The 13,150-nt window shown below is 62.6% G+C and carries 11 protein-coding genes; 3 read left to right on the forward strand and 8 right to left on the reverse strand.

Translation table 11 applies throughout. The features are described from left to right. Positions 1-11: 11 nt before the first annotated feature. From xseA to leuA, 3 genes are all read left to right on the forward strand, one after another. A complete protein-coding gene (gene xseA, locus J4E53_RS01110) occupies positions 12-1,391 on the forward strand; it encodes an exodeoxyribonuclease VII large subunit (protein ID WP_103307925.1) in 1,380 nt (459 codons plus the stop codon). A gap of 3 nt (positions 1,392-1,394) precedes the next feature. Next, positions 1,395-2,216 carry a peptidoglycan DD-metalloendopeptidase family protein gene (locus J4E53_RS01115; RefSeq protein WP_060739083.1) on the forward strand — a complete coding sequence of 274 codons (822 nt, stop codon included), beginning with the start codon at positions 1,395-1,397 and terminating at the stop codon, positions 2,214-2,216. 488 nt (positions 2,217-2,704) lie between these two features. Then, positions 2,705-4,384 carry a 2-isopropylmalate synthase gene (gene leuA / locus J4E53_RS01120; protein WP_103307926.1) on the forward strand — a complete coding sequence of 560 codons (1,680 nt, stop codon included), beginning with the start codon at positions 2,705-2,707 and terminating at the stop codon, positions 4,382-4,384. A 198-nt stretch (positions 4,385-4,582) separates the two neighbouring features. Here the strand turns inward: leuA and J4E53_RS01125 are convergent, their stop codons facing one another. The 8 genes from J4E53_RS01125 to ispG form a co-directional block, all read right to left on the reverse strand. Then, entirely contained in the window at positions 4,583-4,996 is a 414-nt protein-coding gene (locus J4E53_RS01125; RefSeq protein WP_060739085.1) for a hypothetical protein, read from the reverse strand. Between the two features lie 63 nt (positions 4,997-5,059). Beyond that, complete coding sequence (locus J4E53_RS01130; protein WP_060739086.1) at positions 5,060-5,854, reverse strand: amidohydrolase; 795 nt, start codon at positions 5,852-5,854, stop codon at positions 5,060-5,062. Continuing rightward, positions 5,842-6,990: a pyridoxal phosphate-dependent aminotransferase gene (locus J4E53_RS01135; protein ID WP_103307927.1), complete on the reverse strand. Its 1,149-nt coding sequence runs from the start codon at positions 6,988-6,990 to the stop codon at positions 5,842-5,844. Before J4E53_RS01135 ends, J4E53_RS01130 begins: the two co-directional genes overlap by 13 nt. A gap of 235 nt (positions 6,991-7,225) precedes the next feature. Next, entirely contained in the window at positions 7,226-8,698 is a 1,473-nt protein-coding gene (der, locus tag J4E53_RS01140; RefSeq protein WP_053118638.1) for a ribosome biogenesis GTPase Der, read from the reverse strand. 201 nt (positions 8,699-8,899) lie between these two features. After that, the gene (bamB, locus tag J4E53_RS01145) at positions 8,900-10,051 is read right to left on the reverse strand and encodes an outer membrane protein assembly factor BamB (protein WP_060739088.1); all 1,152 of its coding nucleotides are present in this window, start codon (positions 10,049-10,051) and stop codon (positions 8,900-8,902) included. Continuing rightward, complete coding sequence (locus J4E53_RS01150; RefSeq protein ID WP_003198017.1) at positions 10,044-10,685, reverse strand: tetratricopeptide repeat protein; 642 nt, start codon at positions 10,683-10,685, stop codon at positions 10,044-10,046. Before J4E53_RS01150 ends, bamB begins: the two co-directional genes overlap by 8 nt. Positions 10,686-10,725: 40 nt before the next feature. Beyond that, positions 10,726-12,015 (reverse strand): histidine--tRNA ligase, encoded by a 1,290-nt coding sequence (gene hisS, locus J4E53_RS01155; protein ID WP_025212010.1) that lies wholly within the window; start codon positions 12,013-12,015, stop codon positions 10,726-10,728. A gap of 22 nt (positions 12,016-12,037) precedes the next feature. After that, the gene (gene ispG / locus J4E53_RS01160; RefSeq protein WP_003185136.1) at positions 12,038-13,147 is read right to left on the reverse strand and encodes a flavodoxin-dependent (E)-4-hydroxy-3-methylbut-2-enyl-diphosphate synthase; all 1,110 of its coding nucleotides are present in this window, start codon (positions 13,145-13,147) and stop codon (positions 12,038-12,040) included. Between the last annotated feature and the right edge of the window lie 3 nt (positions 13,148-13,150).

The raw sequence follows: 13,150 nt of genomic DNA on the forward strand, positions 1-13,150 counted from the left end.
TCATGCCGCCCATGATTAAAGATCCCTTTGCCCGACTGGGCCTGGACCGCGAGGTCCTGACTGTCAGCCAGCTCAACGGCCGTGCGCGGGTGTTGCTCGAAGACGTGTTCAGCAACATCTGGGTCGAGGGCGAGATTTCCAACCTTGCCCGGCCGGCCTCCGGCCATGTGTACTTCACCCTCAAGGACAGCGGTGCCCAAGTTCGTTGCGCACTGTTCCGGCAGAATGCCGCGCGGGTGCGCCAGGCCTTGAAGGACGGGCTGGCGGTGAAGGTGCGCGGCAAGGTTTCGCTGTTCGAAGGCCGTGGCGATTATCAGTTGATCCTCGACACCGTGGAGCCGGCCGGCGATGGCGCCCTGCGCCTGGCCTTCGATGCCCTGAAGGAAAAACTCAGCGCCGAGGGCCTGTTCAGTGCCGAACGCAAGGTGCCGCTGCCAGCCCATCCACAACGCATCGGCATCATCAGCTCGCCCACCGGCGCGGTGATCCGCGACATCATCAGTGTGTTCCGCCGCCGGGCGCCGCAGATTGCCCTGACCCTGATTCCCACCGCCGTGCAAGGCCGCGAAGCCACCGGGCAAATCGTCCGCGCCCTGAAACTGGCGGACGCCCGTGGCTTCGATGCGCTGATCCTGGCCCGGGGCGGCGGTTCGCTGGAAGACTTATGGTGCTTCAACGAAGAAGCCGTGGCTCGGGCGGTGGATGCCTGCGTCACGCCAATCGTCAGCGCCGTCGGCCATGAAACCGACGTGTCCATCAGCGATTTCGTCGCCGATGTGCGCGCCCCGACCCCGTCCGCCGCCGCCGAACTGCTGGCGCCGGATGCCGGCGACCTGGTGCGTCGGGTCGAAAGCCTGCATCGCCGGCTGGTGATGCGCATGCGCGACCGGCTGATGCGCGATCAATTGCGCCTCGAAGGCCTCACCCGGCGCCTGCGTCATCCCGGTGAGCGCCTGCGCCAGCAAGCCCAGCGCCTCGACGACCTGGACATGCGCCTGCGCCGGGCCTTCGAACGCAACCTCAATACCCGCCGCGAGCGGCTGATCCGCCTGGAAACCCGCCTCGCCGGGCAACACCCGGGCCGACAGTTGGCCATGTTGCGCCAGCGCCTGGACAGCCTGGCCGAACGCCTGCCCCGGGCCATGCGTGAAGGCCTCAAGGCGCGCCGCGTGCAGTTGCACAACCAGATGCAGACGCTGCACATCGTCAGCCCCCTGGCGACCCTCGGCCGCGGCTACAGCATCTTGCTCGACGAACGCGGCCATGCGATCCGCAGCGCCGGGCAAACCCAGACCGGCCAGCGCCTGACCGCCAAGCTCGGCGAAGGCGAACTGCTGGTGCGGGTCGAAGACAATCACCTGACGCCAGTCACCCTTTCTTTACTGGACTGATTCATGCCGCGATATCTCGCCCCATTGTTCTTGCTGTGCCTGACCTTCAACGCCCACGCCGACAGTTACATCACTCGCTTGTTGAACAAGCCAGTGCCCGGCGGCGTGGCTGTGGTGGACCTGGGCAGCGCGGCCCAGGCCCCCAAAGCCACTTACCAGGGCAAGCCGGTGCTGGTGGTCAAGGAACAGGACAACTGGCTGGCGATTGTCGGCATCCCGCTGACGGTCCAACCCGGCACCCAACAGATCAGCAGTGGCGGCGGCACCCAGCCGTTTGTGGTCGGCTACAAAAAGTACCCCGAGCAACACATCACCTTGAAGAACAAGCGTCAGGTCAACCCGAACCCGGCGGACCTCAAGCGCATCGACGCCGAGCTGGCGGTGCAACTGAAGGCCTACCGCAGCTTCAGTCCGAACATCCCCAGCAACCTGTTGCTGGACAAACCGGTCAACGGCCCGCTGTCGAGCAAGTTCGGCGTGCGTCGTTTCTTCAACGGCGAAGAGCGCAACCCCCACGCCGGCCTGGACTTCGCCGTGCCCGCCGGTACACCGATCAAGACCCCGGCCGCGGGCAAGGTGATCCTCACCGGCAATTACTTCTTCAATGGCAATACGGTGTTCGTCGACCATGGCCAGGGTTTCATCAGCATGTTCTGCCACATGTCGAAGATCGACGTGAAGGTCGGCCAGCAATTGGCCCGAGGCACCGTGGTGGGCAAGGTCGGTGCCACCGGCCGCGCGACCGGGCCGCATATGCACTGGAATATCAGCCTGAACGATGCGCGGGTGGATCCGGCGATTTTCATCGGGGCGTTCCAGCCCTGAGATGTGTGCTGAGGCGACTGGCCTCATCGCGAGCAAGCTCGGCTCCCACAGGGACGACGCTGTTCTTAAAAGTACCTACTTCCACAGGTTCAGCACTATTTCAGAAGTACCGAGCTACCCTGTGGGAGCCGAGCTTGCTCGCGATGGGGCCAGCAGCAGCACCGTCTCTCCCTGAATTGCCGAGCCACAAACATCGACGCAATAAAACTACAAATTTCCGAAGAACTCGCGATTAAATCTCGCTAAACCTCCCCAAAGCAAAACTTCTCTCAATTTTTTCCGACTGCTTGCGATCCGCCGTTCACGCGGTTAGGGTTGGAGCATGAAAACCTCTCACACCCTTATCCAGCTTCGCCAGCACCGCAGCCTGTGCCTCGTCAGCGCACGACTGCCGGGCTGAATCGCGGCACCTCGTCCAGGCTTCAAGCCACCCCATTCGAACCACCGGCAGGCCGCCTTTTTCCGGCCACGACAATAAGGATTTCCCCATGAGCATGCTCAAAGACCCGTCTTCCAAATACCGCGCCTTCCCGACCATCAACCTGCCGGATCGCACCTGGCCGTCGAAGACCATCACCGCCGCGCCGATCTGGTGCAGCTCCGACCTGCGCGACGGCAACCAGTCGCTGATCGAGCCGATGGACGCGGTCAAGAAGCTGCGCTTCTGGAAAACCCTGGTCGCGGTGGGCGTGAAGGAAATCGAGGCATCGTTCCCGGCCGCTTCCCAGACCGACTTCGACTTCGTGCGCACCCTCATCGAAGAAGGCCACATCCCGGACGACACCACCATCCAGGTGCTGACCCAGGCCCGTGAAGACTTGATCGCCCGTACCTTCGAATCCCTGCGCGGTGCGAAAAAAGCCATCGTCCACCTGTACAACGCCACCTGCCCTTCGTTCCGCCGCATCGTGTTCAACCAGGACAAGGAAGGCGTGAAGGAAATCGCGGTGAACGCGGCCAAGCTGTTCGTCAAATACGCCGCCCAGCAGCCGGAAACCCAATGGCAGTTCGAATACTCGCCAGAAACCTTCAGCGCCACTGAGCTGGAGTTCGCCAAGGAAGTCTGCGACGCGGTGATCGAAGTCTGGAACCCGACGCCCGAGCACAAGGTGATCCTCAACCTGCCCGCTACCGTGGAAGTCGCCACCCCGAACATCTACGCCGACCAGATCGAGTGGTTCCACCGCAACATCACCCGGCGTGACAGCGTGCTCATCAGCCTGCACACCCACAACGACCGTGGCACCGGCGTGGCCGCCACCGAGCTGGGCCTGATGGCCGGCGCCGACCGTGTCGAAGGCTGCCTGTTCGGCAACGGCGAACGCACCGGTAACGTCGACCTGGTGACCGTGGCGCTGAACCTCTACACCCAGGGCATCAACCCGGAGCTGGACTTCTCCGACATCGACGGCGTGCGCAAAGTGGTCGAGGAATGCAACCAGATCCCGGTGCACCCGCGTCATCCGTACGTCGGCGACCTGGTCCACACCGCGTTCTCCGGCTCGCACCAGGACGCCATCCGCAAGGGCTTCGCCCAGCAGAAACCGGACACCCTGTGGGAAGTGCCGTACCTGCCGATCGACCCGGCCGACATCGGTCGCAGCTACGAGGCGGTGATTCGCGTCAACAGCCAGTCGGGCAAAGGCGGTATCGCTTACCTGCTGGAACAGGAATACGGCATCAGCCTGCCGCGTCGCATGCAGATCGAGTTCAGCCAGGTGGTACAGCGCGAAACCGATCGCCTGGGCCTGGAAATGACCGCCCAGCAGATCCACGGCCTGCTGCAGCGTGAATACCTGCAAGCCAACACCCCGTACGCGCTGGTCAGCCATCGCCTGCAGGAAGAGAACGGCAACAGCGCCGTAGAGGTGGAAGTGGCAAGCAAGGGCCAGGGCGAGACCAACCTGCACTGGCGCGGCAAGGGCAACGGCGCCCTGGAAGCGCTGGTGGCCGGCCTGCCGATTCCAGTGGAGATCATGGACTACAACGAACACGCCATCGGCGCCGGCACCAATGCCAAGGCGGCGGCCTACATCGAACTGCGAGTCAACGGCGAGCGTGCGGTGCATGGCGTGGGTATCGATGAGAACATCACCACGGCGAGCTTCAAGGCGCTGTTCAGTGCGCTGAACCGCTCGCTGAGCCAGCCGGAAGCCAAGGCAGCCTGATTCCTGGGCTGAAATGCAAAAAGGCCCCGGGGTGTGAACCCTGGGGCCTTTTTGTTTGGCTGATGGTTGGGTGCTGACTGTACTGGCCTCATCGCGAGCAAGCTCGCTCCCACACTGGATCTTCAGTGAGGCCGAAATCCTGTGCCCCCTGTGGGAGCGAGCTTGCTCGCGATGACGGCCTGTCAGACAACCAAACTGTCAGGCATGGGTATCGACAGAAACGGTCATGGCCTGCAACAACGACGCCCGCAAGGTTTGCAGCATTGCCTGGGTACCCATGATCTGGGTCTGGATGGCCATGGCCTGCTGGGCCTTCTGCTCTTCGTTGGCCTGGCTCTTCTGCACGCGGGCCAACTGAGCTTGCTGCTGAGCCAGCAGTTTTTCGGCCTGCTCGATCTGCTTTTTCAGTTGCTCAATGATGTCCACACCGCCGCTGGCGGGAGCGCCGGCGACATTCGCGCCGCGGGTATCGACCTGCAGGGTCTTGTCCTTGTCGTCGGCGTCAGTCGATGTCACTGGACTGACCGCTTTCTCTTCTTCAGTCCCGCGGATGGAGACTTTAGGGGCTGACAACGGATAAGGGTTTACGGTGGTTGCGCTGATGCTGGTCATAGGGACTTCTCCTTGGCTGACCGGTTATCGGCACGCAACACCGTTCCTTGAGGCTGAATCGTTTCAATTCGTGAATTCGAAGCGATCGGCATCCAGGTTCGCCGGGAACCGCGTGCGATACGCCGCCAGGTCCACCGCATTCAAACACACGGTGAACACGCCATCCGCGTCGCCGGCGCTGAGCAAGGTTTCACCCTGGAAATCCAGCACCTGGCTGTCACCGGTGTAGGCGAAGCCCTTGCCGTCGGTGCCAACGCGGTTGACCGCCGCCACGTAGCACAGGTTCTCGATCGCCCGGGCCGGCAGCAGCCGATTCCAGTGCATACGCCGCGCTCCGGGCCAGTTGGCGGTGTACAGCAAAAGGTCGGTGTCCTCGGCGTCGCGGCTCCACACCGGAAAGCGCAGGTCGTAGCAAATCAACGGGCGAATCCGCCAGCCCTTGAGTTCGAACAGCACCTGTCGCTCGCCCGGCGTGTAGTGGTTGTGCTCGCCGGCCATGCGAAACAGATGGCGCTTGTCGTAATGCAGCACTTCACCGTCCGGTCGCGCCCACAGCAGGCGATTGCGATGGCTGCCGTCGCCGGCCTGGACGATCACGCTCCCGGTGATGACAGCATCCAGTTTCTTCGCCTGGTCCTTGAGCCAACGGCGGGTGGGGCCGTTTTCCGGCTCCGCCAGGGTCTCGGACTCCATGGAAAAACCCGTGGTGAACATTTCCGGAAGGATGATCAGGTCAGCCCCGCGCGCCTGCTCGAGCAGCGCTTCGAAATGCTCCAGGTTCGCCTCGCGGTCGTGCCAGGCCAGGGTGGTCTGGACCAGGGCAATGTCGAGGTCCGGCAACGCGCTCAAATCACGCATAGTTTTTCCGCCGCTTCGCGCAGCGTCTCCTCGCGTTTGGCAAAGCACAGGCGCACCAGGCGCTGGCCTTGGGGTGGGTCCTGGTAGAACACCGAGATCGGAATCGTCGCCACGCCATGCTCGCGGGTCATCCACACCGCCATGTCGACGTCATTCAGATCCGGGCGAATCCGCGAATAATCCACCAACTGGAAATAAGTGCCGGTCACGCGCTTGAAGCTGAACCGTGACGGGGCCAGCAGATCGCAGAACAGGTCGCGCTTGGCCTGGTAGAAGTCCGGCAGTTCGTCGACGTGTTCCGGATGTTCGGCCATGTAGTCGGCCAGGGCGTACTGCAACGGCGTCACGCCGCAGAAACTGACGTACTGGTGCACCTTGCGCAGCTCTGCCGTCAGGGCCGCTGGGGCCACCACGTAGCCGGTTTTCCAGCCAGTGACGTGGTAGGTCTTGCCGAACGAGCTGACCACGAAGGCGCGGCGGTACAGTTCTTCGTGGGCCAGGACACTGGCGTGGGCGACGCCGTCGAACACCAGGTGTTCGTAGACCTCATCGCTGACCAGGTAGATGTCACGGTCGCGAATCAGCGTCGCCAATTGATCGAGTTCGGCGCGGCTGATCAGGGCGCCGCTGGGGTTGTGCGGCGAGTTGAGGATGATCATGCGCGTGCGCGGGCTCAGGGCTTCGCCGAGCTTCTCGAAGTCGATGGCGAAGTCATCCAGGCCCAATGGCACGTGTATGCAGCGCCCACCGGCCAATAGAACGGAAGGCTCGTAGCTGTCATAGCTAGGGTCGAAAACGATCACTTCGTCACCGCTGTGGACCACCGCCGCGATGGCACAGAAAATCGCCTGGGTCGCGCCAGGGGTCACGGTGACCTCTTGATCGGCATCGACGTTGGCGCCGTAGCTGCGGGCGATCTTCGCCGCGATCTGCTGGCGCAGCGCCGGCAGGCCGGTCATCGGTGAGTACTGGTTATGGCCTTGAGCAATATGCCGGCCAACCGCATCGCGCAGGGCCTGCGGGCCATCGAAATCGGGAAAGCCCTGGGACAGGTTCAGCGCACCCGTCTGCGCGGCGAGCTGGGACATCTGGGTGAAAATCGTGATGCCGACGTTCGGCAACTTGCTGGTGATCATGGAGGGTCCCTGCTCTGCACCCGGCTCTGGTACGGCGCGGGAGAGCTCGAGGATAGCCCAATCGCCGGGCATGAAAAAGGGTGCCACAAAGGGCACCCTTCTCACACTGAAACAACTCATACCCTGTGGGAGCGAGCTTGCTCGCGATGGCGGTGGATCAGCCTGCATCCCTGTTGATGTACTGCCGCTATCGCGAGCAAGCTCGCTCCCACAGTGGATCTGCGGTGACTATCGATCAACGCTTGTCGCGGCGCTTCTTGTCGGCCTTCTTGTGGTGCGACATCAAGCGGCGCTTCTTGTTGACCTGGCGGTCGGTGAGCGTGTTCTTGTTGCCTTCGTACGGGTTCTCGCCACCCTTGAACTCGATGCGGATCGGCGTGCCGACCAGCTTCAGGACGCGACGGTAGGTGTTTTCCAGGTAACGGACGTACGACTTGGGCACCTTCTCGATCTGGTTACCGTGGATCACGATAATCGGCGGGTTGGCACCGCCCAAGTGGGCATAGCGCAGCTTGATCCGACGGTTGTTGACCATCGGTGGCGCGTGCTCGCCTACCGCATCTTCGAGGATCTGGGTCAGGCGGTTGGTCGGCCAGCGGGTGACCGCCGACTTGAACGAGTTCTGCACCGAAGCGTAGAGGTTGCCCACGCCCGTGCCGTGCAGGGCCGAGATGAAGTGGATGTCGGCGAAGTCGACGAAGAACAGCCGGCGCTGCAATTCGACCTTGACGAAATCCCGCTCGCTCGGCGTCATGCCGTCCCACTTGTTGATCGCGATGACCAGCGCACGCCCGGCTTCCAGGGCGAAGCCCAGCAGGTTCAGGTCGTGATCGACCACGCCTTCGCGGGCGTCCATCACGAAGATCACCACGTTGGCGTCTTTGATCGCCTGCAAGGTCTTGACCACGGAGAACTTTTCAACTTCTTCGTGGATCTTGCCGCGCTTGCGCACACCGGCGGTGTCGATCAGCGTGTACTTCTCTTCGTTACGCTCGAAGGGAATGTAGATGCTGTCACGGGTGGTGCCAGGCTGGTCGTAGACGATGACCCGGTCTTCACCGAGCATGCGGTTGACCAGCGTCGACTTGCCCACGTTGGGACGGCCGATGATCGCGATCTTGATCCCGTCTTTTTCGCTCGGGCCCGGAATGCGCTTGGCTTCCTCACCCTCGGCAACGATCTCTTCCTCGCCCTCTTCCGGCTCTTCCGCGTCGTCCTTGGGGAAACTCTCCAGGGCGATTTCCAGCATCTGGGTGATGCCACGACCGTGGGCGCCGGCGATCGGGATCGCCTGGCCCATGCCCAACGGGGCGAACTCGGCGCGGGCCATGTCCGGGTCGATGTTGTCGACCTTGTTGGCGACCACGTAGGAACGCTTGTTACGCTTGCGCAAATGCTCGGCGATCATCTGGTCGGCGGCGGTAAAACCAGCCTTGGCGTCTACCAGGAACAGCACCACATCGGCTTCTTCAATGGCGAGCAGCGACTGCTCGGCCATTTTTTCGTCCATGCCATGTTCATCACCGGAGATGCCGCCGGTGTCGACCAGAATATAGGTACGCCCTTGCCACTTGGCCTCACCGTATTGGCGATCACGGGTCAGACCGGACAAGTCGCCGACAATGGCGTCGCGAGTCCTGGTCAGGCGGTTGAACAAGGTGGACTTGCCGACGTTCGGTCGGCCCACCAGGGCGATTACGGGAACCATGCGGCTCTCCACTTCGTTATTTCAGAAAATACAAAAGCCGCTGCGAGGCAGCGGCTGGTGCTCGGAGGCAGTCCTGTAGGAGCGGGCTTGCTCGCGAAAGCGGTGTGTCAGTTAACAAATTTTCTTCTGATACACCGTATTCGCGAGCAAGCCCGCTCCCACAAAGGACGGGCCGCTTGAGATCTAGCCCCAAGCATAGTCTTACTTGATGGTCAGGGCTTCCAGTTTGCCGCTGTTGCCATACACATAGATCATGTTGCCCACCACCAGCGGACGGGCACGCAGGCCGTCGCTGTCGATGCGCTCACGGCCGACGAAACGACCGTCCACCTGGCTGAGCAGGTGCAGGTAACCTTCCAGGTCACCCACTGCGACGTAGCTGGAGAACACTTCCGGGGCCGACAGCTGACGACGGGCCAGGGAGTCGTTGCTCCACAAGGCGGTGGTGGAACGCTCGTCAACGCCTTCGACTGTGCCCGAGGACAGGCTCACGTAGACGCTGCCAAAGCCCTGGGCGACACCGGCGTAGCTGGACGCATCGCGCTGCCACAACGGACGACCGCTTTCCAGGTCCAGTGCCGCCACGCGGCCCTGGTAGCTGGCGACGTACAACGTACCGCCGGACAGCAGCAAGCCGCCGTCGATGTCGACCACACGCTCCAGTTCCGAACGACCTTGTGGGATCGCCACGCGCTGTTCCCAGACCGGCACGCCGTTGGAAACATCCAGGGCCACCACTTTACCGGTCGACAAGCCAGCCACCGCCAGGCGGTTGGTGACGATCGGCGCGCTGGTGCCGCGCAGGGTCAGTACCGCCGGGGTGCTGTCATACAACCAGCGCTGGTTGCCGGTGGCGGCATCCAGGCCGATCAGGCGGTCGTCCTGGGTCTGGATCACCACCACGTCACCGTTGGTGGCTGGCGGTGCGAGCACTTCGCTGGTCACGCGGGCGCGCCATTTCTCTTCACCGCTGCTCGCGTCCAGGGCGACGATCTCGCCCTTGAGCGTGCCGATCATGACCAGGCCGTAACCCACGCCAACGGCGCCGGAAACGGGCAGTTCAAGATCTTTCTCCCATTTGACGTCGCCATTGCTGCGGTCCATGGCCATGACCACGCCCGTGACGTCGCCGGCATAGATGGTGTCGCCATCGATGGCCGGCACCAGCATGTTGTAGGTTTCACCCTGGCCATCGCCGATGGAGCGGCTCCACTGCTTCTGCAGCACGACTTCTTCTTTGAAGTCGGTCAGTTCGGCTGGCGGCAGTTCTTTCTTGCTGTTGCTGCTGCAACCCGCGGCCAGAATGGCCAGGGCCAGCAATGCTGCATGTTTCCACTGGATCACGTCACGCATCCCCTTTGGCCAGGTCGTCCAGCTTGATTTGCAGGCCACCGACTGCGGCTTCATCCGACAGCGCAGCCTTGGCTTTTTGGTAGGCCGCATGGGCCTCATCGGCACGGCCCAGCTGTACCAGCAGGTCGCCCTTGAGTTCTTCGCGGGTCGCCAGGAACGCCTTGTCGGCATCGCCGTCGAGCAGCTTCAAGGCGTCTTCGGCCTTGTTCTGGGCCGCCAGCACCTGCGCCAGGCGCTGACGCGCCACTTCGCCCAGGGTCGGGTTGGCCGGTTTGTCGACGATACCTTTGAGCTCGGTGGCCGCGTCGTCCAACTTGCCGCTGTCCACCGCCACCTTGGCCACGAACAGGCGACCGTACTGCGCGTAGGCAGTGCCGCCGAATTCCTTGTCCAGCTTGCCGGCCAGGTCCGCCACGCGGGCCGCGTCAGGCTTGCCATCCGGGGTCAGGGTGGTTTCCAGCAATTGCTGGTAGAGCACCGAGGCGCCTTGCGACTGGTTGCTCTGGTATTTCTGGTAGGCCTGCCAGCCGAACACGATGACCAGCGCCAACAGGCCGCCAGTGACCAGCGGCTTGCCGTTGCGCGTCCACCAGTCCTTCAAATCCGCCAGCTGTTCATCTTCGGTACTCGACACCCCAATACTCCTTAATCGCTAAATCGGCTGTTTGACAGCTTCAACCCTGCACGACGCAGGTGGCCAGGTGTGCAGCAAGCGCATCCCAGGCAATGCTTTGTTGTTCGCCCTGGCCACGCAGGGGTTTGAAACCTACCACTTGTTGGGCCAGTTCGTCGTCACCGAGGATCAGTGCATACAGCGCACCGCTCTTGTCGGCCTTCTTGAATTGGCTCTTGAAGCTGCCGGCGCCGGCGTTGATCTGCAAGCGCAGGTTGGGCAACTGGTCGCGGATCCGCTCGCTCAACGACAAGGCGGCCAGTTCGGCGGCCTCGCCAAAGGCGCACAGGTAGACGTCGACCTGACGGGACAGTTCTTCGGGCACCTTGTCCAAGGCTTCCAGCATCAGCACCAGGCGCTCGATGCCCATGGCAAAGCCCACGCCCGGGGTCGGCTTGCCGCCCATCTGCTCCACCAGCCCGTCGTAGCGGCCGCCGGCACATACGGTGCCTTGGGCGCCGAGTTTGTCGGTGACCCACTCGAAGACCGTCTTGCTGTAGTAATCCAGGCCGCGAACCAACTTGGGGTTGATCACGTAGGGAATGCCCACGGCGTCCAGGCGCGCCTTCAGCCCTTCGAAGTGCGCACGGGATTCGTCGTCGAGGTAGTCGGCCATTTTCGGCGCGTCGACCAGGACCGCCTGGGTGTCGGCATTCTTGGTGTCCAGCACACGCAGTGGATTGGTCTTCAGACGGCGCTGGCTGTCTTCGTCGAGCTTGTCCAGGTGCGCGGAAAGAAACTCCACCAACGCTTCACGGTAGCGGCCACGGGACTCACTGGTGCCCAGGCTGTTGAGCTCGAGCTTGACCGCGTCACGCAGCCCCAGCTCGCCCCACAGGCGCCAGGTCATGACGATCAGCTCGGCATCGATGTCCGGACCTTCGAGGTTGAACACTTCCAGGCCAATCTGGTGGAACTGGCGATAACGGCCTTTCTGCGGGCGCTCGTGACGGAACATCGGGCCGACGTACCAGAGCTTCTGCACCTGGCCGCCGCCGGTGATGCCATGTTCGAGCACCGCACGTACGCAGGCCGCAGTGCCTTCGGGGCGCAGGGTCAGGGAATCGCCGTTGCGGTCGTCGAAGGTGTACATCTCTTTTTCGACGATGTCGGTCACTTCACCGATGGAGCGCTTGAACAGCTCGGTGAACTCGACGATCGGCATGCGGATCTGCCGGTAACCGTAGTTATCCAGCAGGCGCGCCACGGTGCCCTCGAAATAGCGCCACAGGGGCGTCTGCTCGGGCAGGATGTCGTTCATGCCACGAATGGCTTGCAGAGACTTGCTCACGTCTATTCCTTAATCTTTCGACTTAACCGCGCGCGATGACCGCTGCGTCGGCTTCGACCTTTTCGGCCGCTTTCTGGCGAATCAGCCGTTCCAGCTCATCCACCAGATTGTCATTCGTCAGTTTCTGCGACGGCTTGCCGTCGATGTAAATCAGGTTCGGTGTACCGCCAGTCAGGCCGATATGGGCCTCCTTGGCTTCGCCCGGCCCGTTGACCACGCAACCGATCACCGCGACATCCAGTGGCACCAGCAGGTCTTCGAGGCGCCCTTCCAGTTCGTTCATGGTCTTGACCACATCGAAGTTCTGCCGCGAGCAGCTCGGGCAGGCGATGAAGTTGATGCCACGGGAACGCAGGTGCAGGGACTTGAGAATGTCGTATCCGACTTTCACTTCCTCGACCGGGTCAGCCGCCAACGAGATGCGGATGGTATCGCCAATCCCTTCGGCGAGCAGCATACCGAGGCCGACGGCGGATTTCACCGTGCCCGAACGCAACCCACCGGCTTCGGTGATGCCCAGGTGCAGCGGCTGGACGATTTCCTTGGCCAGCAGGCGGTAGGCTTCGACGGCCATGAACACGTCGGACGCCTTCACGCTGACCTTGAAGTCCTGGAAGTTCAGGCGCTCAAGGTGCTCGACGTGGCGCAGGGCGGATTCCACCAGCGCCGCCGGGGTCGGTTCGCCGTATTTCTTTTGCAGGTCTTTTTCCAGGGAACCGGCGTTCACACCGATACGGATCGGGATGCCCCGGTCGCGGGCCGCATCCACCACGGCACGTACACGGTCTTCGCGACCGATGTTGCCCGGGTTGATACGCAGGCAATCGACGCCCAACTCGGCCACGCGCAGGGCGATGCGGTAGTCGAAGTGAATGTCGGCGACCAAAGGCACCTTGACCAGTTGCTTGATCTTGCCGAACGCCTCGGCGGCGTCCATGTCCGGCACGGAAACGCGCACGATGTCGACACCGGCGGCTTCCAGGCGGTTGATCTGCGCGACCGTGGCGGCCACGTCATTGGTGTCGCTGTTGGTCATGCTCTGCACAGCGATAGGCGCATCGCCGCCCACGGGCACGTTACCGACCCAGATCTTTCGGGATTCGCGACGCTTGATTGGAGATTCGCCGTGCATGAC

The sequence above is a fragment of the Pseudomonas sp. FW305-28 genome (assembly GCF_017351395.1).
GTDB classification, from domain to species: Bacteria; Pseudomonadota; Gammaproteobacteria; order Pseudomonadales; family Pseudomonadaceae; genus Aquipseudomonas; species Aquipseudomonas fluorescens_AA.